The sequence below is a fragment of the Neobacillus novalis NBRC 102450 genome, from assembly GCF_001591805.1.
GTDB lineage: Bacteria > Bacillota > Bacilli > Bacillales > Cytobacillaceae > Neobacillus > Neobacillus novalis.
Window position 1 is genome coordinate 365,840 of record NZ_BCVP01000010.1, and the last position, 24,024, is coordinate 389,863.

At 36.7% G+C, this 24,024-nt stretch carries 16 protein-coding genes and 1 pseudogene; 10 read left to right on the forward strand and 7 right to left on the reverse strand.

All coding sequences use genetic code 11. The features are described from left to right. Positions 1 to 90: 90 nt before the first annotated feature. The 4 genes from BANVL01_RS09650 to BANVL01_RS09665 form a co-directional block, all read right to left on the reverse strand. A complete protein-coding gene (locus BANVL01_RS09650) occupies positions 91 to 1,176 on the reverse strand; it encodes a sugar ABC transporter substrate-binding protein (RefSeq protein ID WP_066085659.1) in 1,086 nt (361 codons plus the stop codon). A 96-nt stretch (positions 1,177 to 1,272) separates the two neighbouring features. Beyond that, on the reverse strand, positions 1,273 to 2,373 hold the full coding sequence (locus BANVL01_RS09655) for a response regulator transcription factor (RefSeq protein WP_066085658.1): 1,101 nt from the start codon (positions 2,371 to 2,373) through the stop codon (positions 1,273 to 1,275). A 2-nt stretch (positions 2,374 to 2,375) separates the two neighbouring features. Beyond that, the gene (locus BANVL01_RS09660; protein WP_218010661.1) at positions 2,376 to 3,509 is read right to left on the reverse strand and encodes a sensor histidine kinase; all 1,134 of its coding nucleotides are present in this window, start codon (positions 3,507 to 3,509) and stop codon (positions 2,376 to 2,378) included. Between the two features lie 309 nt (positions 3,510 to 3,818). Beyond that, entirely contained in the window at positions 3,819 to 4,790 is a 972-nt protein-coding gene (locus BANVL01_RS09665) for a sugar ABC transporter substrate-binding protein (protein WP_066085654.1), read from the reverse strand. Positions 4,791 to 5,764: 974 nt separating this feature from the next. Between BANVL01_RS09665 and BANVL01_RS09670 the strand changes: the two genes are divergently transcribed. Together BANVL01_RS09670 and BANVL01_RS28570 are read left to right on the forward strand one after the other, a co-directional pair. Then, complete coding sequence (locus BANVL01_RS09670) at positions 5,765 to 6,133, forward strand: site-specific integrase (RefSeq protein ID WP_305781540.1); 369 nt, start codon at positions 5,765 to 5,767, stop codon at positions 6,131 to 6,133. Positions 6,134 to 6,573: 440 nt separating this feature from the next. Continuing rightward, a complete protein-coding gene (locus BANVL01_RS28570) occupies positions 6,574 to 6,705 on the forward strand; it encodes a hypothetical protein (RefSeq protein WP_268874918.1) in 132 nt (43 codons plus the stop codon). Positions 6,706 to 7,204: 499 nt separating this feature from the next. On the opposite strand, the gene BANVL01_RS09675 is transcribed toward BANVL01_RS28570, so the two are convergent. After that, a complete protein-coding gene (locus BANVL01_RS09675) occupies positions 7,205 to 9,805 on the reverse strand; it encodes a M14 family metallopeptidase (protein WP_066085651.1) in 2,601 nt (866 codons plus the stop codon). A 722-nt stretch (positions 9,806 to 10,527) separates the two neighbouring features. On the opposite strand from BANVL01_RS09675, the gene BANVL01_RS09680 reads away from it, so the two are divergent. The 4 genes and pseudogenes from BANVL01_RS09680 to BANVL01_RS27725 all read left to right on the forward strand — a co-directional run bounded on the left by BANVL01_RS09680 (position 10,528) and on the right by BANVL01_RS27725 (position 13,377). Further along, positions 10,528 to 11,427 carry an ATP-binding protein gene (locus BANVL01_RS09680; RefSeq protein WP_235845519.1) on the forward strand — a complete coding sequence of 300 codons (900 nt, stop codon included), beginning with the start codon at positions 10,528 to 10,530 and terminating at the stop codon, positions 11,425 to 11,427. A 15-nt stretch (positions 11,428 to 11,442) separates the two neighbouring features. After that, the gene (locus BANVL01_RS28200) at positions 11,443 to 11,694 is read left to right on the forward strand and encodes an ATP-binding protein (protein WP_342342361.1); all 252 of its coding nucleotides are present in this window, start codon (positions 11,443 to 11,445) and stop codon (positions 11,692 to 11,694) included. Positions 11,695 to 11,698: 4 nt separating this feature from the next. After that, a pseudogene (locus BANVL01_RS09685) lies at positions 11,699 to 12,626 on the forward strand (response regulator). Positions 12,627 to 13,110: 484 nt separating this feature from the next. Then, complete coding sequence (locus tag BANVL01_RS27725) at positions 13,111 to 13,377, forward strand: hypothetical protein (protein WP_169803158.1); 267 nt, start codon at positions 13,111 to 13,113, stop codon at positions 13,375 to 13,377. A 1,469-nt stretch (positions 13,378 to 14,846) separates the two neighbouring features. On the opposite strand, the gene BANVL01_RS09695 is transcribed toward BANVL01_RS27725, so the two are convergent. Together BANVL01_RS09695 and BANVL01_RS09700 are read right to left on the reverse strand one after the other, a co-directional pair. Next, entirely contained in the window at positions 14,847 to 15,593 is a 747-nt protein-coding gene (locus tag BANVL01_RS09695) for a hypothetical protein (RefSeq protein ID WP_066085641.1), read from the reverse strand. Then, positions 15,574 to 16,791: a hypothetical protein gene (locus BANVL01_RS09700; protein WP_156482244.1), complete on the reverse strand. Its 1,218-nt coding sequence runs from the start codon at positions 16,789 to 16,791 to the stop codon at positions 15,574 to 15,576. Before BANVL01_RS09700 ends, BANVL01_RS09695 begins: the two co-directional genes overlap by 20 nt. Positions 16,792 to 18,237: 1,446 nt before the next feature. Here BANVL01_RS09700 and BANVL01_RS09710 point away from each other — a divergent pair. The 4 genes from BANVL01_RS09710 (at position 18,238) to BANVL01_RS09725 (ending at position 23,584) form a co-directional block, all read left to right on the forward strand. Continuing rightward, entirely contained in the window at positions 18,238 to 18,543 is a 306-nt protein-coding gene (locus tag BANVL01_RS09710; protein WP_066085633.1) for a hypothetical protein, read from the forward strand. Positions 18,544 to 18,870: 327 nt separating this feature from the next. Beyond that, positions 18,871 to 19,161 (forward strand): GIY-YIG nuclease family protein, encoded by a 291-nt coding sequence (locus BANVL01_RS28760; RefSeq protein WP_066085631.1) that lies wholly within the window; start codon positions 18,871 to 18,873, stop codon positions 19,159 to 19,161. A gap of 547 nt (positions 19,162 to 19,708) precedes the next feature. After that, positions 19,709 to 21,979 (forward strand): choice-of-anchor Z repeating domain-containing protein, encoded by a 2,271-nt coding sequence (locus BANVL01_RS09720; protein WP_066085629.1) that lies wholly within the window; start codon positions 19,709 to 19,711, stop codon positions 21,977 to 21,979. Positions 21,980 to 22,057: 78 nt separating this feature from the next. Beyond that, positions 22,058 to 23,584, forward strand: coding sequence for a hypothetical protein (locus BANVL01_RS09725; protein WP_066085627.1), 1,527 nt, complete (start codon positions 22,058 to 22,060; stop codon positions 23,582 to 23,584). Positions 23,585 to 24,024: the final 440 nt, after the last annotated feature.

Sequence of the window (24,024 nt, forward strand, 5' to 3'; positions counted from 1 at the left end):
TTTTCAATTTTTCTCCTAAATACTTTAACAACTACTAGCTTTATATAAAAAGCTCAGCATTAAAGAAATCATTTATCACCTCCTTTAAAATTATTCTTTTACGTTTTTATACACGTCTTCTTTTCTATGAAACCCTTTGGCAATTACCGTCTCATCGATTGTGTCTTTTGTGACCACTACGGGTTCAAGCAAAATGGTAGGGACATTAATTTTTCCGTTATTTTCTGTAGAATTTTTGGTAATCTCTTCTCCTTTAGCTATTTTTACCGCTACTTCTGCCGCTGTATCTGCCATATCTTTGATGGAGGTATAAATGGTCATTAATTGCGTTCCTTCCACTATCCTTTGGCACCCGGCCAGTTCGGCATCTAATCCACTCACCGGAATTTTACCCGCTAAATTCTGTACTTTTAATGCTTGTATAGCCGCGCCGGCAGTAGCATCGTTCGCCGCAATAATAGCATCAACCTGATTATTATTTACTTTAAGAGCCTTTTCCACATTAGCCAAAGCAACGGTGGGACTCCAATTATCTGTCCATTGATCATAAACAATCTCAATATCTCCTCGATTAATTAATGGTTGTAATACATTCATTTGTCCTTGTTTATATAGCTGAGCAGTATAGTCCGTTTCAGCTCCTTCGATTAGTATATATTTTCCTTTTGGTGCCTGCTCCACTACTGTTTTAGCTTGTAGTTCCCCGATTAGAATACTGTCAAATGAAATATACAAATCAATATCGGAATTCGTTATCAAACGGTCATAAGCTATCACTTTGATTCCTACTGTATGTGCTTTTTCCACTATTGCAGCTGCAGCATCCGCATTATGGGGAACAACAATCAAAACGTCTACACCTTGACTAATCAATTTTTCCGCTTGAGCTATTTGTAATGCATCATCTCCTTCAGCCGCCTCAACTAGCACTTCTGCTCCCAGTTCCTTCCCTTTTGCAACCAAGTAGTCACGGTCTCTAAGCCAGCGTTCTTCCCGTAATGTGTCCATCGAAAATCCTATTTTAATTTTCTTTCCATTATTTCTATTGGTCTCTGTTTTCACCTTCGGCTCTTCGACCATTCTCATTGTCGTGCTATTCGCTGTACACGCCGTAAGGACAAATATAGAAATCAAAAACAAATACGGTATGATCTTTTTTCTCCATTTATCTCTCATCCCTACTTGTCTACTCCTGTTATTTCGAATTTTCTAAATACATTTTATCAGAAATAAAGCGCTTACAAATTTGTTTCTCTTGGACTTTATTGTTATCTATAGGACTTTTTGGTGGTAAGCCAACAATTGTCTCCTATAATCAGTGGGAGAAATTCCTTGACTTCTTTTAAATACTCTGCTGAAATAGCTGGGATCATGGAATCCAACCTCAAAAGCAATTTCTTTTAAACTTTTAGCTGGATCTCCCATCATTCGCCTTGCATTTTTGATTCTGCATTCCGTTAAAAAATCTATGAAATTTGTGCCGCTTTGCTCTTTAAAAAGTTTACTTACATAATAGGAGCTTAAATTAACATGTGCAGCTACGTTATCTAAACTTAGTTCCTTATGAGAGTTTTCAATAATAAACTTTTTCAGTGTTTGAAATATATTTGGAGAGATTTCATTTTTCATCGTAGTATGTTCATATAGGATTTTATCTAATACGTATTGAGTTTCCTTTTTCAATTGCTGATAATTGGTTGCTTGAAGAGAATAAAAGGGTGTTTCAATTTCAACACCTATTTCATTTAAAACTTGCGATATTAATAACACGATTCTGATCAGTCTTTGTTGCGTCTCAGAAATGCTTTTTCCATGCGCATCGCAATTTTCAACGAACGACATAACAAGCTTTTGAACTACTCCCACATTCCCTTGTTGTAATTGTTCCAAAATACTTTTTTCAGTTTCTAGCGCCACTCTGCTGCCTTCATGATAACTGTCCAGTAGCTTTTGTATCTTTAATTGCTCCCGACTCTTGGTATTCCTCTCGTTTTTTTCCAAGCGAATTCGTTTTATTACACTTTGAGTCGTTTCAATAATCGTGTCTACTCGACTGGGTTTCAGCAAATAATCCTTTACTCCCAAACGTAATGCCTCCCTTGCATATTCAAATGTGTCGTACGCTGAAACAATTATATATTGGATAGCAGGACACACTTTACTAATTTCTCTGATAGCGGCTAATCCATCCGTTTCTGGCATTTGAATATCCATAAAAATAAGATCAGGCTGAAGATTTTCAGCCAATTGAATAGCCCTCCTTCCATTTTCCGCTTCCCCCACAATTTTTATATTTTCTATGCCTTCCTCTATAATCTGTTTTAGTGCTACTCGTTCTACACGTTCATCATCCACAATCAGAATGTTTATCATTTTCATCCCCCCTTTTGTATTGGCAATCGCAAAATAATACACGTCCCTTGATTCGCAATACTTTTAATTTCAATAATGTCATTTTCACCATAAAATAACCGGAGACGGCGGATGACGTTATAGATCCCGATGCCGGTGGATTGTCCTTTATACTCATTTTCGGGAAACCCTTTAAGGATTGATTGTACAGTGTCAAACGGAATACCTGGACCGTTGTCCGCAATTTCTATGAAGATATGTAGACCCCGCTTTTGAATTCGAATTGCAATATTGCCTCCTTCCGCAAAAGGTTCGATCGCATGGATTATTGCATTTTCGACAAAGGGCTGTAACGTGAGGCTTGGCAATTTAAAAAAGTGACAATCCCCATCGACCTGTATCGTAAATTGGACTCTCTCCTCAAACCGCACTTGTTGAATTATAAGATAATGTTCTAAACCTTTAATCTCATTTTGTATGGTTGTAGAAATACCCATACTTTTTATATTGTATCGAAGCAAGTCGGATACAGAGATAATTAGGTTGCTCGTTTCCTTAGCATTTTCCAAATAGGCCTTCTTCGCTAAGATATTTAAGGTGTTAAATAAAAAGTGAGGGTTAATTTGACTTTGCAAGTTTTTTAACTCACTTTCTTTTAAAAGCAATTTATGTTCTTGCAATTCACGTTCCACCTTTGCCTTTATTTGTATTTCCCCTATCAGATTTTTGATGTTAACCCTCATTTGGTTGAAGGCGCTGGCAAGAAAATTAATTTCGTCTTTCGTTTGAATATCAATGCTTTGTTCAAAATTGCCACTGGAGATCTCCCTTGCAGCATGGGTTAACGTTACAATAGGACGGGTAATATCGTTGGAAAACTTGAAAAAACTCAAAAAAATCGTGATTGAAATTGAAGCCAATGTAAAAAAGCCCAACATTACGGAATGCTTACTTTGCTGGATAATTTCCCTATAAAAATGTTCATCCGTTTTTAATTCGCCATTAATTAGTAAAAGCGTCGTTTCAGATATGAATGTTGAAATCTTCACTGCCTCATTAAAATGAAAAGATGCCTTCGTATCGTTATTCTTTTGAAAAAATAAATACGCAAGTTCCATCGACTCCAACTGACTTTTAATCATGTTATCAAAGTTCATTAAAGTTATGAAATTGTTTTGATTTTTTAGTCGGTTTAGTTTTTCTTGCATTTTCTCCAACTTTTTACTTAAGAGCAAATACTCATTTTGGGGTTCTTCATCCGAGTTAATTATGTAGAGATTTAAGGAATTAATAGAGTCTTGGCACAATTGTGAGGTCTCTTTTATAAGCATATATCGCTGTAAAATTTCGTTATAATTTTGTAATGTCTTCTGATTAGAATAAATCATTAAGCACCAAACAAGTGAAATCATGATCCAAATGACAGCGAACAAGAATATGATTTTGTTACGGATTGTTTTCATGATTCACCTTTTACTAATCAATCGTACTTTTGTATAATAATTTTGCTCTAGCGGGTAATCTATCCCGGCCAGCCATCGAAGCATAAGTGTTGTACTTTTGGATCCGATCTCTTCGGGAAATTGTCCTATTGTAGCTGAAACTACCCCCTTTTCAATGAATGCCGAAATCTCAGGGTTTTGGTCAAATGAATAAATCGAATGATTCTGAAGACTGCTCCTTCCTTTGATTACTTGAACAATTCCACTCGTCGCCTCCTCGGTCAAACCGAGTAAAGCTCTACAATCCGGGTATTCATTGAGCAGTTCAGTCGTTTCTTTTAAACTATCATTGTTAACATACTGATTACTCGAAACTTCCAGTATTTTTATATTAGGATATTGTGCTAAAGCATATTCTACGCCTTGCCTTCTCAATGAAAGATAGCTGACAGGTGGTCTTCCAAAAACAATACCAATCTTCCCTTCGCCTTTTAATTGAGACGCAATATGTTCCCCGATAATCTTTCCTTCTTGAAAATGATTTGGTCCAACATAAGTTTTCCGTAAACTATCAGGAGCATCAGTAAAAACAGTAATGACTGGTATTCCTTTTTTCAAGGCTTTATTTACAATATCGATAAATTCAGGATCTTCCTTACCCTGAACAATAATGCCGTCTACACGAGAAGCAATTGCCTTTTCGATATTCTTTAAGTATCCAAAAATGTCAGATTGAAATGTTTCCTGAAACTCAATCGCTACTTTATTCTCGTTCGCCACTTTTTGCACACCCTCTTTAACCTGATTCCAAAACGGACTACCGGAATCAGCTGATATAAACATGATTCGATAAATATCCTTTTCGTTTTGTTTTGAATAGTAAGAAATATTTGGATGAACTGAAACAACCCGAAAGGTAAAATAAGAAGTCATTAATAAAGTTGCGACTCCTCCAATTGATAATAATGCAAACATGATCCTTGTCTTTTTTTTCATAGTTCCCCCTCAAAATTTACTTATTGTGTTCTTTGATTTATTTCTACTTTGTGTGAAGGAAACCCTTTTATATCACCGAATCTTTATATGATTCCGTCAACGCTTTGGTATTACTTGTCTAACAGGCAGAATTGTTTGATTAACAATAGGAAAAGTTAATTTTTAGATGTGTGTAGTTAAGACATAGAAAAAAGGAGTAGATTTTTTATGTGGGTATTTGTTGGAGTAGGTCTCTATATAATTAGCCTAGTTTCTACTATATTTATATTGATTTCTGGATATAGAGAATTCTGAAAAGTCAAAATTAATAATTATCGATAAAATAGAAACGATTGCCTTCTTTGATGATATAACCTTCCTATTGGGCAATATAAAAAGACTGGAAAAATCCCGGGTTCCTATTGAGGAAAAACCGGGATTATATTGATCCAGAAACGAAAATCGGAAATGTTTATTTTTAATAAAAAAAGTTTATTACTGGGTTACACATTTAAAATAAGCAGCGCGACACACTCCACATGAGGAGTTGATAGTGTAAACAGATTTAATTAATATCCCGGAGTAGCACTTGCCTATATTTAAAATATCCAGATTAGATAGTCAGTAAAAAGTCTCTATATGCCTCATTTGTACCCTCCAATAATGAAACAACAATACAGAAAAATCCAAACGAAATTACAAGCAAAGCAAGAACATAATACTCAATTTTAAGTTCCATTTTTGAAAGTAGAAATGCAAACTTGGGATAATGAACAGGTGAAGACCTTTTTAGATGTAGCCAAATCCTCTGTATATTATTCTATCTATCTAACAGCTTTTTATACAGGAATGCGTCGTGGTGAGGTATTAGGGCTAAGGTGCAAGATGTTGAATTTGCAAATAATATATTATATGTAAGACAATCTTTGCAAGAAGTAAAAAAGGTTGGATTAACATTTAAAGAACCGAAATCTTGAAAAAGTAGATCAATTACAATAACCCCAACCCTTGTCATGGAATTAAAAAAATTATACAAGCAGCAATTGACAGATAAGCTTTTACTAGGTCAGGAATATCAGGACTTAGATTTAGTTTTTGCTCAAAAAAATGGTAAACCAATTCAACCTACCGAAATGGCAAGAAATTATCGTAAGATGGTAGAAATAAGTGGATTACCTTATATACGGTTTCATGATTTAAAGCATACACACGCTACTTTATTGTTACAACAAGGGGTACATCCAAAAGTTGTTTCCGAACGTTTAGGACACTCGACAATTGGAATCACGATGGACACATATACTCATGTGTTACCAAATATGCAAAAAGAAGCTGCCCTTCAATTCGAGCAGCTAATTAAATAACCTATGTAAATCATTAAAAACTCAATTTGACCAAAATGTGACCAAAGATAAAATATTATGTTGTTGGCCAACAACATTACCTTTAAGTTAACTTCTCAAAAACCCTCTTAAATCCTAATTTAATAAGGTTGGCGAGACTCCGTGGGAATCGAACCCACCAGACCTGGCACGCAGGTCTCAAGCAGTTTTGAAGTTTGCTAGCATATGTTTTTCTAGTACCTTTAAGTGCCCTCAATTATTGATAAATCAAGGTTTCTTGACTTCTAGTGTTTTCTTGTGATTGGTAATTTTAAAAAATTGGGCACCAAGCATGGCACCTGCACCTAAAAATTGGACGTGACTTTTTCCTCTAAATAAATACTTCTTTTACCAGATAATTCACTTTAGATGAGGATTACTCACGTTTTTATAGGGGCAATTTTGCCTCGTTTATTAATGAAATGGACGTGAAAGCGTTTAGTTTAAAAGATGCTTTAGAGCGGTTAATTTGGGCGGGAATGCCGTTTTTAATTTCCTACATTCCCGATAAGCATGCTTATTTCCAAGGAGAACAGTCATACGGTCCTCCTTGAAGGTTTATTTTAAAAAGGCAATAATAAATTTAAAGAAGGCTGCTTGATGCCAAACCCACTGGCCCCCATTGGCCCCGAGTTACCGAATCTCGGAATTCATCAAAACCCTGAAATTTTAGATCAATACATGCCCTGGTCAAAAATGATTCAAGCAGAATGTAGCAAATAAATGAAAGAGCCGAAATTCGATTAAAAAAATCAGAATTTACGGCTATTTGTGCTCCGTACCGGAGGGTGCGCTTGTTTTTTATATTTCGGGCTTCAGAATAAAGTAGGGAAACCTCTCTCGAGGCTTCCCTACCTCATTGCTTGATATTTACACTGTAAATTCGTTGGTGATGTGTATGCTAAATTAGTGTGTTATTTCTATCGTTATTTGTATTATTCTCCCCCGTAACTGAACCCGTAACTTTAAGTGTCAAGGCTTTAATTTTTTACCTGTCTACTTAGTGGGGAGCACTTCAATTGCATAATGGAGGGAATTTCTTATTTTCGGACACTATTTCCACTGATTGATTAAATAATCAGCATGTGCTTGTAATACATTAAAAGCTTTTTCGGAAATAAAGTTGTTTGAATAATGGTTGTCAAGCAGTGCCTTGAAACCATTCAAATGTTTATGGACTTTTTCCCTTAATCCATTTTCTTCGTAAAGGCTTAAGGCGGTCAGATGGATTGACAAGGATCTGGCAGCGTCATTATTTGTAATGTCCCCATCATCCTGGAAGTTTTCTACAAGCTTCTTCATATTTGCCGCATTTATTTCAACCTTTACATTGACATTTTGTTCCCTCTCGACGTTGTCTTTAACGTCGACGGAAATCCAGCGGAACGTCGTGTTCTCATAAACTTTGATCGTTTCACCAGGTTCACGGATATTTGCAGCTTTATAGGTCGGAGAATCGACTGTTGGAGTGCTTCCGTCTGTCGTATAGTGAATGCTGGCCGGTTTGCTTTGCGAGAATGTAATATTTACTGAACCATTAGGCTGTTTGTCCTGTATTATTTCTGTAGTGGCCGGCTTGTTATCACGACCGTACTCCATCGCAAGTTCAAACATTGTGATGACACCGCTGGCATACTCCTGGTATTGAAGATTTCCTTCCGCCCATGTCGGCTGGAATCCGCCTGGAGCTAGCCATCTTTGAGCATTTGGATCCCATTGTTCGCCGCCTACCTCCCATCCGAACGCATAGATGCCATAATTGTTGTACAATTCTTCGCGAACATTGCCCGCGGAGGAATAAAGGACATCCGCAGAGCCTCCAATGTTACTCGGCTGAACAACAGAGTCACGCAAGCCTTTAACATTGGACAGGATTTTCTCAGCCATTTGCCAGTAGTACTGTTCATCACGAAGTGGAGGGCGCGGCGTTGTAATTCGTCCATTCGCTTTGTAAGAGCCAGGCTGCCAGAACAATTGGCCTCCGTAGCTGTGAATAGTCATAAAAAATTTAATGTTTGAGAAATTATCAGCAAGCCAGACAACATTCTTGGCTTCCGGCTCAGATAATTTATCAGGTCCAGCGTACGTATCGGATGTACATACAGTTGAACCGCCGTCATACCCATCGTAAACAGAACCGACTGAATAATTACGGTTGAGGTCTACTCCCCAACTATTCCGGCGTCCCGGGTCTGCATTTTCAGGTCCGCAGTGGTTCGTCATATTCCGTCGCTGCATGTTCGAGTCAAAGAAGGTATAGTGGGCACCGTCCGGGTTATTGGATGGAATGATAAAAATGTCTACGTTGTCGACAATCTCTTTTGTCTTTTCGTCAGTTTTATAGTTTGCCAGAAGCCTTTCGGCTGATTCTAGTGCTACCAGAGGGGTTACCCATTCCCGCGCATGATCTTGAGCCTGAATCAGAACACCTGGCTTTGATCCATCTCTTTGCTTGCCTATGCGAAGGGCTTTGATTGTATAAGGCTCACGGGAAATTTCCTCCGAGGCTTTCAAGAAGTCGGTCAGCTTAGTTGCCGCAAACTCTTTCGCAATACCACTGCCGTTACCGTTCCTATACAAATTTGCGGTTACTAATGAGCTCGCTACCGAGTCTTCATTAATCGCAGCTACAACTTCTTTTGCCGTCGCTGCAATTTTGCTTGGGTCGTTTTTGTTTGCAGCCAGATGTACAGTTATATTGTTCCCGTTGACTGACACAGAAGTTTTATCAGCATTGGATTGGAGCTTCAGCGCTACGGTAATGTCATTACCGCCTTCATGGCCGTATTTTTTCGAAGATACATAGAAAGTACTATTGAGATCTCCGCTCGCCCCGCTTGTTCCATTGCCAAATTGCGCCTGTGCGTGACGGCGGTAACCATTTGTCTTGTTTGGCAGCTCAATAATTTCAGTAATTTCCGGATGTTCCGCCGCTAACTGTTCAATCCGTTTATACAGCTGTGTAGGATTTTGGTATCCATCGGCAAAGCCGCTCTTGTATCCGGGTCGGTTAATATCAGCTTCAATAGGATAGAGCCAGTCATTAACCTCTGCCCTGCTTTCGGTGCCGAGCGAACTTGTAATCTTTATTGTGTCCGGCCTAGGCCCGTCCACTTTGGCAAGCACCCGATGGTACATATAAACACCGGAGTCTCTATAAAGTTCCATCCTTTGGGACTTGTCACCCCAATGCAGCGTCAGAACGGCTCCGTCCTCGGCTGTCGTTTTTGCTTCAACTGACAAGAATCCCTGTCCTTTAGTGGTAAACCAGTCAACCCTACCAATCGTAACTTTATCTTTGGCGGGGTTCGCCGCCAATAAACGCTGTACAATTTGGGGGGCTTCCCGCTTTGGATCATCGGCTAACATGACGCCATATCCAGGCAGCGTCTTAAGCTGTTCTTTTGTCAGTAAAGCATCCACCTCGATGCCGTCGGGGACGCGCTTGACACCACCGGCAAGGTCATAGCCCTTGTTCTGCAGGGTATCCAGGACATCGCTGCCAGGCACTAAAATTCTGACTAATTCCCCAACCTCCAGTTCAGGGGCTTCAGCGGGTTTAGGTTCATCTTTATAGTTGTCAGCCAAAGCGGCGTGAGTCACGATAGAAAAAAGCAGAATCATTGATAATAAGGTTACCAGTGTTCTTTTCATTCATTTCACTCCCATTAAATATTTAGACGCCCTTGATATTTTTCCTAAAATGATTCTTATAACTTAAGCCTCGATCCGTGATTTAGTTTTTTAAGTTAGTAGAATTACACTGCTGTCCCTAAGTTTTTAGAGAGAAAAATCTTCAGCATTTTTGTCTTCTGCGATGATAATATCCTCCGAAAATAGTAATTTACATTTATATGATTCTTGTTAGTAATGTATTCAAATGCTATTTCTGCTTTACGATGAGTCCTTGTAATGCATTTTGGTGGACACCTCCTTATTTTATTTCAAATATTCCACCTATTTGAAATAGGTTTCAAACAATGTCATAATTTTCAAGGTCACTTTCTGAATTCATTTAGTAATTTTCTTTTTAAGTTCATTTTCTGAACCTTCTACAACAACAGCTGCGCCAATGGCTGCTACTATGGTTGTTTATGCAACAGCGAGCTAATTCATCCCACCTTCACTACAAAATGGTAAATTAATCCCAATTATTTTGAATAAAACCACCTACGAAAGTCTTAATATTCAAAACTTGTTCGTAATTTCAAATATTTATTTATGTCAAAAAGTTAAAACTACAATAACAAACAAAAAGAAACAGAAAATAGTTAAAAAATTCTTTTCACACCCCAAAATTGGCTTACATTTATAGAGGGCGGTATTAAACAACATTGAGTCCCCCTGCTAAAAATAATTTACACATTTTTCTATTTATGATAATTGCAGTCCCACTGGCAGGTGAATTAAACTTTTACCCTTTTAACGACTCCTTTCGTATAAGCTTTGGTATGCCAACATTTTTCTTTTTCCTATTATTATTAGGAAAATACCCTGCTATTCTATCGCGCACAGTAATAGGAATATCTGTTGTAGCGTTTCGTATATTGTTAGACCTGCCTCTTCATGATTTCTCATACTCTTTTCAACATCGTTGCCCAACATTTTTTTACTACTTTACCTTTGGTTGTCTTTTTTACTTTACAAAAGCCAACCGTAGTATTCATCAATCAATTTTAATAGGTTTTCTAGGGATTATATTTGATATTTTGGCAAGTTCAGCAGAGTTAACATCTCAATATTTTGCGTTGGATTCTGTTGTAACGCGGGAGGATATACGCAAGATTAGTGTTATTGCTATTTTCCGCAGCTTTTTTACTATAGGTATTTTTATTTTATATGTACTTTATGAAACTCGGCTGAGGATAGAAGAAATGCAAAAACAAAATGAACACCTAATTACGGTCATCACAAATTTATACGAAGAGTCAATTAATTTACGCAAAACTTTAATAAATAGTGAAAAGATCACAAGAGATGCCTATAACTTGTATCGCTCATTGAAGAATATTGAGAACAAAAAGGAAGCAAAAGAAGGTTTATCCCAAACAGCACTTAAAATCGCCGGCCAAACCCATGATTTTAAAAAAGATAATCAAAGGATACTTTCGGCTCTTTCAAGACTTATAGCCGATAAAGGTTTTTCAGAGTATATGGAAGTAAATGAATTACTGAATATAGCTATGAAATCTAATATGAAGTATGCAAATTTTTTAGGAAAAGATATTGAAATTTTATTGGATATTCAAGGAAAGCACCCTGATTATCATATATAAAAGGTTCTTCATGATATTGTAGAATTTCAAATCAGGGATAATGGTCCCGGTATTGCACAAAATCTAATACATGTAGTTTTTAAACCCGGGTTTGCCACTAAATATGATAGCAGCGGCAGATCATCCACAGGAATTGGACTCACTAATGTAAAGGAATTGGTTGAAAGGCTTGAGGGTGAAATTACCTTGCAAAGTGAAGTGGGGAAACTAAGTGGGTCCGACTATAAAATACGATTACCAATTAGTAAATTAACTTTGAAAGGTTGATACCATGCTATTTTATATAGTTGATGATGATGATGCGACACGCGCTATGTTGGCTGAAATTATAGAGGACGAGGATCTTGGAGTGGTGGGTGAAGCGAGGGATGGCACCATGATAGGTGAACACCTTTTCACCTTAAAAAAGGTACATATTTTATTGATTGATTTCTTAATGCCTTTTAAGGATGGCATTGAAACCATTTATGATATCAAACCCATATTTGAGGGGGAAATTGTTATTATTCCCCAAATAGAGTCAAAAGAATTGATTGCACAGGCTTATTCATACGGTGTTGAATACTATATAACTAAACCAATCAATAAAATAGAAGTGTTATCGGTGATTAAAAAGGTTATCGAACGCATTAATTTAGAAGAATCCTTACACAATATTCATCAATTAGCGAGTAATATACTTCCGGATAATACTGAACTAAAAAAAGATAATTTTCCAGCACAAGATTTTACTTCATTTGCCCAACACCTTTTATCTGAATTAGGAATAGTCGGTGAAGGCGGATATCAGGATCTATTAGATGTTTTAGATTACCTTTATCAGTATGAAAGAGAAAAAATATTTAAAGATGGTTTCCCCCAACTTAAGGAAATTTTTAAAAGTAGCGCAAGGAAAACATGGGCCATCGCTTCAGCCAGAAGTATTAAACCGAGAATTAAAGGCTTCTAAACAACGTACTAGAAGGGCAATTTTTCAATCATTGAACCGCTTGGCATCACTTGGATTAAACAATTTTACAAATCCAATATTCGAAAATTATGCCCCTAAGTTTTTTGACTTCGCTATAGTGCAAGAAAGGGTGCGTGAAATTAAGAAAGGGAAATCACAACCATCTTCACAAATCCGAATTAATGCAAAAAAGTTTATTCAGGTTCTATATTTTGAAACACAGCGGTTAACTTCGGCTAAGTCAAATTAAGCCATATCACGGGTATTCAGAGTTTTATTCTTTTTCTTGCATACTTGTGGCAAGTGTAAGAATTTTCCACAAATATAAAGTATCGAATTTTGTGATGACCATGTTTGTCCTTGCTGATATTTATTCCCTTGTATAGCTGGGCTCATTAATTTTTGAGGACCAAATTCACAAATTTTAATTGTTACATTTTTATTCGAACAAAACTTGTCTAACCAAAAGAACGTCAACTTTATATTGAATAAAGACATTTTAAAAGACCATGCATGCCATCTTTCTGTGCCATCTATGACACGCTTTTTGAGCCACTTCTAACAGAACAACTCAATTTGCTTTTAAAAATTGCTAAGGAAAGAGCGCCGGTATATACTTCTATTTTTTTATGCAGCCGCCCACACTGGAATGCGGAAAAGCGAATTAATAGGTTTAACCTGGGAGCACGTTGATCTTAAAGCTGAAAAGTTTTATATCCGCCAAACGATTACGGATGCAAATGGAAAATTTATTTTTTCAATCAAATCCCCAAAAACGGAAAACCAAGAGGGGTAAGATTAACAAAGGAACTGAAAAAGTTAATTCAGGCGCTCAAGTTAAACATGATCACCGAAGAAAAATCCTTGGAGAAACATCTAACCATCATAATTTGGTTTTTTGCAACTACAAAGGAAATATCATGGTACCATCTGAATTAACCAGAGCATTTAAAAGATCTTTAAAAGCTGCTAACCTTCCAGATAGCCGATTTCATGATTAGCGGCATTCCCCATGCGAAAATGTTGCTGGAGGGAAAACGTCCCCTCCAAAGTAGTAAGCGAAAGGAAGGGACATTCCAAAATTCAAGTAACATTGGATACCTATTCTCACCTGACGGATTCCATTGAAGGAACTGCCGTTGATTATTTAGATGATATGCTCGAATAAAGGGCACAAATTCGCAAATGGCACTTTTAGGACACTTGAAAATAAAAAAAGACCGAGTGCCCTCAGGTCTATGTATGAATGAAGTGGTCAGAAACCCATATATATTAGGGTTGGCGGGACTGCGTGGGAATCGAACCCACCATACCTGGCACGCAGGTCTCAAGCAGTTTTGAAGTTTGCTGTCACCTGTTTTTCTAGTATCTTGATGTACCCTGAAGTATTGATAAATCAAGGTTTCTTACCTACTAGTGTTTTCTTGTGATTTGTAATATGAAAAATTTGGGCACCAAGCATGGCACCTGCACCTAAAAATTGGACGTGACTTTTTTCCTCTAAATAAATACTTATTTTACCAGATAATTCACTTTAGATGAGGATTACTCACGTTAATTGAAATGCTCTGTAAAGAGCATTCACAAAAACCCTAGAAACTGCGTTATATCAACACTTCTAAGGTTTTTTCTTTTATTTCTGCTTTGTATAATCATGTATTCTCCCCTCCCTAACTATTTGGGGGCTGTTTTGGGGGGATTTTCCAACAAAATTAATTCAGTGGACAGACGTGTTCAGCTACTTTAAAATCCAAATAACATCTACCGTATTCAAAATAAATTGAAAAGCCCAGGTTAATATCCGGGCTTTATTTGAGCTCAACTCTGTCAAGGTTGTAAAGTACATCGGATTATAACAGATATAGTTTGTAACCGTTGATATAATAAGGTTTTATTATCCCAATATACGATTCGAACGGATTAAATTGGTGGCATTATGATTGATTTTGCCACCGGTCTGCCACCAATTCACCACCAAGTGTTTCCGCATTCAACATGGCTTGAATAGTGGTCGCAGATATATTGATGTAGTGGTGTACCTTTATGACTTACCTAATTCTAGTGCTAATTCTATAGAAGCAGCAGCTAAAACGTAAGCCCGAAATATAAATAATAAGCCTGTGACCAAGGACATAATTATTCCTTGGTCACAGGCCCCTTCAAGTACACACTGTATTTTATTAATAATATGTATCATATCTCATAGAAGGAAAGGGTTCATTTTTAAAAGTTATTATTTCTAAATTCAAATATCCTACACCTTTTGTAAAAAAGAAAATCAACACCAATTGTTGAAGGAATGCACCTGTTTGGCTGTGTTAACTTCCTTGTTCGACTCACAAAACAGTGCAATGCACGCCCTGGAAACATCATTTATCATCCACCTCATTCACTGACGCACTTTTTTATATGAGAAAAGAGAAGCATAAACACTTCTCCATCTTTTCTAAAAGGTTTTTTTAAAAATAATTTAGTCCAGAACGGTTTGAACCCAGTATATAAGCCCGTTTTTTTCTTTAATAATATCCCAATGCTCTGGCGGAATTGGATCGAATACGCACCAGAGATAATCCGCTATTATACTCTTACCGGTTGTTGACTTTTGCATTAAGATCTCCTTTGTTTCCGAATCTATAATGCCAAACTGATATATAGGATCTCTATCCTCCTGTTTTGAGAAGAAACTTTTCATCGTTTTTAAAGAATTGGATATATGAGGGGCAATTGTAAGGTCGGAATTGAGTAATTTATTAATTTCATCATCCATGTCAACCTTTGAATCTTGTTGAAATAGCACTTTCAAATAAGTTCTACCTTCAATTAAAGTTCCGTCCTCAATTGCTTGTTCTATCCATTCTTTAACATCAGAACGGGGTCTAGCTGCCGAAGAGTAGACCAAATTCCAAAACTTATCAACATCCATTTCATCTGGTAGTTCTTCAATATCAATCACATTTTGGATATGAAACCCTAAAACGTTTGCCTCATTTGAAGTAATTTTCATGCTCCTGTTTGTCACACTAGTTCCAAAAAAGGGGTTAAATTCATATCCGCCTGATGCTGCTAGTCCCGTTCCCGCACATTCAATAATTATTTTATATCCTGGTTTATAATAGCTCCCATGAAAGATTGTATCCGTCTCTTCAACTTGTAGAATGATATACCTAATTAGACTGAAGCCTTCACCGGATCGTACCTTAATCATTTTCATTTTCAAGCCTATTCACCTCCATATCTTCTTCAAACCATATATGAGCGATATTCCTATAATAATGGAGGATACTTAATTTAGTAGATTCGTTTGTATTAAAGTTATATTGAAGTAAATCCAATACAGGGTACAGTTCTTTGCGTAATTCTATTACATCCTTTTCAAAGATTTTGGCCAATTCCACATCAGTTATGCTTTTGTGTTCGAATATCGTCTTAAGATAATTTATTGTTTCTGGATATTCACTTAATATTACAAAGCTTCTGGAAATCAGGTGGTCTGACAATCGCTGTGTTGTTTTATTTTCACTATCCACATAACTTTTTTCTGATAATTCCTGCTCTAATAACTTGATAAATTGGTTATTAATTTTGATTAGTTGCTCCATTACTTTTACATAAACTTGTTCTTCGTCATCAATGTGGTCAATATCGAGTTTACCTAAAGCATGGTAATATTCTTTATCTTGCACAGTGATACTGCCGGTAATTGTTTTAATCTGTTTTAATTTTTGTTTATATAGTTTATTAATTTTGTGAGATTTTCCTGTAAACTTCATTTTTAGTAGTTCAATTAAACTTTCTAACCCCTCAATTTGACCAATATTTGTAAACTTATTGAATTCATTCCGATTCAACCGAGATAATAACGTTTGGATATTATTAAAACAATTTGCAGTAGAATTCGTTTGTCTATCAAATAAAAAGTTTTTCTCTTGTAATCTAACTATGCTTGACCATAAAGTGAAACGGAAAACTTCGTGAAAAAGCGTTTCTATTACTTCTAATTGTTTAACAAAGTTATTAGCGAATGAACTATTTTCATCAAAAATGGCCTTATGAAGGTCCGTAAGCAATTCATAGGAAGCACGTGACCTAATCTCGGGGTCTTCCTTGATATATTCCCTGACCTTTTCAAAGAAAAATTCAATGCCTTCTAGAGTTACTTCCTCAGAATCTAAAATTTTAAGTTCGGGAAAAGGGCGATGAATATTTGCATTCATAATCCATGTCAAAAGAACCGTCTCATTTTCTTCATAAAACAAGAAGCTGTCAAACTTGGATATTCCCTCCTTTGGATAGCGTTTTAAATAATCCTTTTGTGCTTTTTCCAAAATTGTAATCACTTTATCATTTGTACTGCCTAATACAGATTTAAAAGCATCACCAATTCCATTTGCTATAAGACCTGTTAATATACTCATTCCAGCCTCCGAAAGACCCATTCACTATCACATCCCCATTTTTATACCAGTCTTTCCTACTATACCTAAATATGGATATATCAACAAGTATATATGTTCCAAGGCAGCAGTGCGTGAAATTATCAAATATCCACCCTTTCTGAAGCCCCTATCACCTAAAATCTAGAGTTTCGATTATTGGAGGAAGTCAATATACAAAAATTGGTGAGATTTCTCATGTAAAATGAGGGGTATTGCTCGATCAAAACTACTGAGGTTATTGTAGCAAAGGGATGACCGACATTGTACATTAGTGATTTCTTATGATTATAGCCACTAGATTTCACCACCCTTGCCATGTTTTTTACCAGTGTCGTCAAGGAATTTACCATGCACCGCCAGTGATGTACCAGTGGACGAAAAAAGCCCTACAGATTATGAGTTTATTAATCTTGTAGGACTTTTTTGTAATCAGTTAAGACTTGTTATTGAAGCATTCGGTGATTAATTTTCTTAAAACCTTCATACATATCTTGCTATGTCCGGCTATCAGGAAAAGGTTCCTAACCATAGACATCCATTGCTTTTTCTTTAGTTCTTGAGGGAACGGGCACAAGTGTCTGTAGCCTACCAAGTAATAGTAATCTTGGATTCCCTCAGGTGCCTTCTCATCATAATAGTCATATCATACTTACCTGTTGCCTGATCCATGACGTTCACGCATAGACACCTCTCCTCAAGCAGAATTTGATAGGAATCATGGATTTTCGGTCTAAATTGCTTCCGCAATCGTTTCATTTTCTAATTATATATGCCGCCCATTTGTTTAACACTTCAATTTGTGCTCTTCTTTTTTCTATCAAATTCTGTGCTTTTTCTAAATATCTGAAACACGCCTTTGAATGATTACTGAAGGAATTTTCTGACATAAGGAGTATAAATTTCTTTATAATCTGTTGACAAGATAGCTAATGTGCTCCCGGACATTGGGTTCAGTACCCATATTTGTATATTTAGCATTTTTAGTATTATAATTACCAATCGTGTTCTTTGACTAGCTAAGAAATAGCCCCAGCTTGCCGATGCTGCTGACATCTGCGTCTTAGCAAGATAGGTTACCGATCTTAACGGCTTTCGCAGACTCTCCCACGGTAAGCGCATACTCCCCCACGCCATGTACCCACTTCATTTACTCTGTATCTCCTCTGACAGTAAGGAGTAACTTCGTTATAGATTGTGCGCATGCCGGGCGCACTAAAAGCAGCAGGAATCCCCTATTTGGGGTCTGCTGCTTCTTTTAAAACTATCTGAGAGACGCACTCAACGTGACTGGTGTGCTGATTGTAGATATAAGTTAAAACAAAAGATGTAGCTTGTTCACCTTAATTTTTCTTAACATTTGTGTTTATAAATTAAGTTTCATTAATATAATTCTATTGAATAATCAAAGAAAGGATGTTTTCCATTATGAGAGCAGATATTTCAGGAATATTAACGATTACGGTCAATCAGCAAATTCAAAAATTAATTGAAATTCTTAATGTTACAGGTTATTCAGTAAACCCGCATCCCGCTAATCCAGAATGGATAAATGTATACTGTCCAATAAAGAGGAGAAATGTTATTAAGGAAATCAGTACACAAAGTAAAAAAGGATCATTTCAATTACGAAATCCCAAAGGAACTAGATGGCTTTCCTTCCGTACTCTTGGAATAAAAATAGAAAATAATGATTTTGTAAATAAGGTATTAGAGCATATTAAAAAATCATGACCTTTTATTATCGTATTTTTTACGTTCTTTCATGTGTGCATGTAATATGAAGAAATATGAAATAAAACAATCCTTGTTATATCAATGTTTAGCCGCGATTTCGTAATTAAAATGAAAACGAAAATATATACCGTTCTATATGTTTCGTGGTCAAAATGTGGTCAAAAAAGTTCTCCATTTAATTACCCTAATGAGTCAATTACAACTTAAACAGCTCAAAATTCCGGGCTAAAAATTATCAAATTCAAAGGTGATTTTATGGAATTATATTTAGAATTTTACCCCATTCAAGATCTGGATAAAGCCTTGCCAGACAGGTTTTAAAAAATGAAAGCCGGTCTCTATTTCTTCTCTAATAGTAACAAATTGCTTTATTTAGGTAGAAGCAAGGATTTATATTCAACTATTTCTCAACATATAAACGGAAATGCACAACCTACATATAAAGACAACATCTTCAGACTGTTTACGCAATTCGCTATCTATGAAGTAACGGATTATGACCCAGTAATAATGGAAAATAACAAAAAGTTGCTTGTGGATTTGTTTAAGCCAGTAATTAATATCAAATATACTAACAAGCCTTGGCGTTCAGCGGACCGAATTTTAAAATTGTAATATTACAATCTTTTATTTATAAAGAAGGGCTATCAGCATTACAGGATAGCCCAGTATAACCAGTTCACGGTGGTCTCCGTCAGTTTTGAAGACTCCCAGTGCTCAATTAGAAATTTTGTAAATTAAAATAATTTCTTTTAAATGATTAGTTGACGTGGAGTCACTGAATTAAACTGCTTTATAGCTCTGTAAGCCCCCCCTGAAACTGTATGAAAAAAGGGTCTCTTTCAATTTCTCACCTATAATGAACAATTTTTGTTTCACCATTTTTTTGATCCTACCTTTTTATAAAGACTTATGATTTTCCACCTAGGAAAATACTTTCTATGTTCAGTTGAGTAACTGTTCCTAACATTCTCTTTTTTTAACAGTTTTTGTTATAAAAAAGGAGCTTAAAAATTGTTTCAGTTGTTCATTTCTCTTGATTATTAAGAATAGTCTTATAAAGGGCATAATTTTTAAATATATAAATGAACTAGGTCTTTTAAAGGAATAAAACGAAATCACAAGCGTGTGATCGATATTTACCAAAAAGGGAGGTTTTACTGTGCCAATTCTTCCACCTAAAGTAATTGGTCCGCTTTCTGAATGTAGTAGTTCAGTTGTTTTTGAAAATGCCCAACCTGGTGCATATGTATATTTACTTCGTACTCGTAATGGAGTAACGACAGAAGTCGGAAAGCAGCAAGCGACCCAAAGTAGCGGTGCTATTCCACTTTTAGGGGAGGAATTCATCGCTGGTGATTTGGTAGGTATTTTTCAAGCAACGGACTTAGAAAAAAGTGACTCTTATTCTACTCTAATTGAAGTACAAAATAGTGCAGGCATGTTCAATCCAGCTCAGGTACTCACGCATGTGTATAAATGTGCTCGCGGATTGATACTGGGAGCAATGAAACCAGGGACTAAAGTTGAAATACTTAGGGCTGGAAGTGTGATTGGGACAGGTGAAGCAACCGATGGTCATGCATATGTTAACTTTGGACCAGTTGGAATTACGGCTAATGTTGGCACAACGCTCACTGTAAGACAACGTGTTTGCCCAAAACCGCCTCCTCCAGGAGGGGCTCTGGAATGGATTATTGACCATCCCTTACCCCCTGTAGAACCACTTCCAGTTTCGATCCCTTCGGGCACTCTTGTACCATATCCAACCATTACAAAAGGTCTTGCGGCTTGTTCACGTGCTGTGGAGGTCTCAGGTATAATCCCTGGTGCTGAAATTTTTGTTGAAGATGGAGATGGTGGTTGGTGGTCATGGAAAGGTGCATCTGATCAAACAGTGGTTTGGATGCACCTGCCTGTTGGGCTTGTTGAGGGAAGAAAAGTTAAAGTACGTCAGGAATTAGGCTGTGAAATGAAGTCGGACCATCAGTATCAAATTGTCGGAGCACAAGAGGCACTCGCGAAACCTGAACTTGGGCAAATTGATTGCCATACAGTCCCTGAAGTCCTTGTTAGCGGCCTTAAACCCGAAGTTAATGTGGAATTTGAAGTCGTGTACCAAGGGCAAACACAAATTTATACGACTGTTGCTACGATCGAAAATGGTACAGACAATCAAAACATACCTATACCTGCGCCGCCAATGCCTGTTGGTGCTGCTGTTCGTGTTCGCCAAGGCGAATGTAATAGCTGGAGCGAATGGTCAAATGCCGTAACCGCCAATGTTCTGGCTGAGCCTCCGCACACACCTGAAATATCATCCGAATTATTTCAATGCCAAAATACAATTTCGGTGAACAATATTTTTCCTGCTGGCGGTACAGTTCGTGTTATGTCCAAATTTTTGGGTGAAATAGCCAATGTCCAAAATACTGGAAATGCCGACATGTTGATTCCTGTCTCCCCAAGTCTATTATCAGATGATGGTATCTTTGTTGAATATTCACTTTGTGGGTTCAAAACAACATCTGAAATAAAACAGGTTCAACCACTTGGTGATGTGTTTTTTGGACATATACACGAACCCCTTTACGATGGCGATACATCGGTTATACTTGGCGATATAACGGCTAGTGCATTTGTTGAATTATGGGATCAAAAAGTTCGTTTAGCAGCCGGTTATGCTCCTTTTAGTCATGATAATAGTGGCAGGGTTAAAATGGAATTTTCTAATTTAGCCCCCTTACGATCTGGTCAGACTATTTTTACGAAAATTTGGCACTGCGGTCAATATAGACAAAGCAGGCCTGTTTCAGTAAAGTATCGGCCGCCTATAGTGGAAGATTTTGAACCACGTTCATTAAGAGCAGATGGAGTAAATGGACCATTTTCTCTTGTAATTTTCGGCAAAAATTTCCTCGTCGGTGCAACAGCACGTTGGAGTGGTAGTAATCTATCTACTACATTCAATTCGTCACAAGTATTGGAGGCCTCAATTCCTGCTAATATAAGAAATCAGCCACAGATTGGGACCATAACAGTTATAAATCCTGATGGACAAGTGAGTAATTCAAAGCAATACGAAATTAAAGCGCCATCGCCACCACCGCCGCCGCCATCTCCGATCATTCAAGCTAGCATAGGGTATTCTGGACAAAATCTAGATACTGTTTTAACAGTGACGGGTTCTATGTTTAAAGCAAATGAGAATGTTTATATTGTCATTGAAAAACAAGATGTTGTTGATGCTAACCATAATGGTGATTATACTGAATATCTGCCATATTCTGATGGGTCCACTCAAGCAAATGGCCTAGGGCAGATCAAATTCGAAATAGGGGTATATTGCGTATCAGGAATGTCTAATAATTATAGAGTTTTAGCTACAGGTGATAGTAGTGGGGATTCAAACTTTGCTAAGGCTTCTTGTTGATTGCATGCTAAACTGAAAAGCCACGCACAAGTTATTTGTACATGGCTTTTCCTAAATTGTTCGAGAGGAAGATGAAATATGCAAGTTCATGCTGCAATCGAATACACGACTTTGACATGTCAGAAACGTCAAGAAAGTGGAGGTGACGAACCATATTTATGGACATTTTTCTTTCAACTTGATGGATCAACCATTAAGCAAACTACACCAAATGCCTATCGGTTTACCGGCAACGTAAAGGTAGCAACCGGAAGTGGAAGTCATCGCAACATAGGCCGTGAAGTTAGTCCAGGCGTATACCGGATACCACCAAGTGTTGGGAGGCATGAATGTACACTACGGTCTATTCCAGTCGAAATCTTAGGCTTTAAAGTTAATATTCCAGGGATTTTAGTTTCCTTAGTTATACTGATGGAAGAGGATGCTATTTCAGATTCAGCCATCGAAGCAGGTCACACTGCTTTACAGCATTTTTTAGAGTCTAGATTTAATGAGTTTATCAATAATATTACCGAAGAACAGGTTAATACTGCCAGATTGGAAGTTAGCGAGTTAAGGCCTGAACTAAGTGGTGACTTGTTAGCCTTAGCTAAAGAGGGCTTTATTCAAATGTTTATTAAATTTGCAGATAGTATAAAAAATGCAGCATCAGAGTTCACAAGAAAATATATCATTGAGGCTTCAGGTATTTTTGATATCATTCCAACTGCCATAGACCCAGATGATCAAATTGCTGATGTCCGTTTTGTTTTTAATGAGCAACAAATTAATGGGGAATCAGGTTCGTTATTACTGACTCCTTTAATTTCTACAGAGGATGGAAAAGTGACTGCTAGTTACTATTTGATTGGGCAAGTGACAAGCAGATTGCAGCGGGTAGGGAATGATATCATTCATAGCACATCGCGGCTTGACCGAGTAAAATTTGATTCAAGTGAATTTATTGTAAATCAGCCTGAAATCCCATGTATGGACCAAGGCACCATTATTAAATGGTCTTTATATAAGTCGTCTTTTAAAGATGAAATACATTTCACTTATCCCTTTGTAAATGTTGAATGGGCGATCAATGATATACGCCTATATAGTACTGAAGGTACAATAGAATTTGATACAAGTTGTTCTTTTGATGAGTTTGATATGCCGCAAAACTTTGTTAAAACAAGAACTGAGAATAGACGTGTTAAAATTAGATATGTAATAATTGATGGTGGAGCCAAAGGGAAATTTCTCCATCTATACAACAACCCAGAGGATGGTAATTTTGATTATATCGTAACTTGGAAAGCTGTATCCAAACTTGGCCAAGACTTGCTTCATGGCATGGAATACATTTCTAACTATGCATATGAACTTGAAATAGACCCTATTTTCCTTAAAAAATATTTTCAGTGTCTATTAAGACAAAGCGGGGTAGATATATATAGAAATGTAAGGTCAAAAAAATTTAATATTAAAGACCTTATGGACCCACAGCCTAAATTCCGCCAATATGAAGATATAATGAAAATAATGGATCAGATTCATACTGGAGGACTCTTGTCCAATGATGAATTATTTACAATTAAGCAATTCATAGCTAATAAATTTAACATAAAGGCGTAACGATTCAGGGCAGACCCCCATGCCTCTTTGCTGCACTGAATATTCAAAAAGAAGCTGTACAACAATTAAACAACTCCTTAATTAACACTGGCACTCCTCGATTTTTCTTGTTTCACAATAATGTTCCACAATTTGAATTGAACAAAGAACATTTCAATTTTCAATCAAACGCTTGATTGAACGCAAAAAAGAAGCCTCTCAAAAGTCTAATGACTAATGAGAAGCTTCTTTTTTATATAGGGCAAATGATTACATCATGCCGCCCATTCATTTGGATATTAAATACATTGAAATCCAACGAAAAGATTCGCCATAAATCAACGTTTTTCAAGTTTTTAAATTTATAGAATGAAATAGTTTAAAAAAGTATTGCGGACAAACTTGGGAACAAATTACCCTTTAATGGCATATTTTTTACGTTCTTTAATTTATCAATTAAA

Bases quoted from the DNA above. Each gene is read 5' to 3' on its own strand.
- BANVL01_RS09680 (WP_235845519.1), top strand. From the start codon at position 10,528: ATGATAATTGCAGTCCCACTGGCAGGTGAATTAAACTTTTACCCTTTT.
- BANVL01_RS27725 (WP_169803158.1), top strand. From the start codon at position 13,111: ATGCAAATGGAAAATTTATTTTTTCAATCAAATCCCCAAAAACGGAAA.
- BANVL01_RS28760 (WP_066085631.1), top strand. From the start codon at position 18,871: ATGAAAGCCGGTCTCTATTTCTTCTCTAATAGTAACAAATTGCTTTAT.
- BANVL01_RS09700 (WP_156482244.1), bottom strand. From the start codon at position 16,791: ATGAGTATATTAACAGGTCTTATAGCAAATGGAATTGGTGATGCTTTT.
- BANVL01_RS09665 (WP_066085654.1), bottom strand. From the start codon at position 4,790: ATGAAAAAAAAGACAAGGATCATGTTTGCATTATTATCAATTGGAGGA.
- BANVL01_RS09710 (WP_066085633.1), top strand. From the start codon at position 18,238: ATGAGAGCAGATATTTCAGGAATATTAACGATTACGGTCAATCAGCAA.
- BANVL01_RS09725 (WP_066085627.1), top strand. From the start codon at position 22,058: ATGCAAGTTCATGCTGCAATCGAATACACGACTTTGACATGTCAGAAA.
- BANVL01_RS28570 (WP_268874918.1), top strand. From the start codon at position 6,574: ATGGACGTGAAAGCGTTTAGTTTAAAAGATGCTTTAGAGCGGTTAATT.
- BANVL01_RS09660 (WP_218010661.1), bottom strand. From the start codon at position 3,509: ATGAACTTTGATAACATGATTAAAAGTCAGTTGGAGTCGATGGAACTT.
- BANVL01_RS09650 (WP_066085659.1), bottom strand. From the start codon at position 1,176: ATGAGAGATAAATGGAGAAAAAAGATCATACCGTATTTGTTTTTGATT.
- BANVL01_RS09655 (WP_066085658.1), bottom strand. From the start codon at position 2,373: ATGATAAACATTCTGATTGTGGATGATGAACGTGTAGAACGAGTAGCA.
- BANVL01_RS09675 (WP_066085651.1), bottom strand. From the start codon at position 9,805: ATGAAAAGAACACTGGTAACCTTATTATCAATGATTCTGCTTTTTTCT.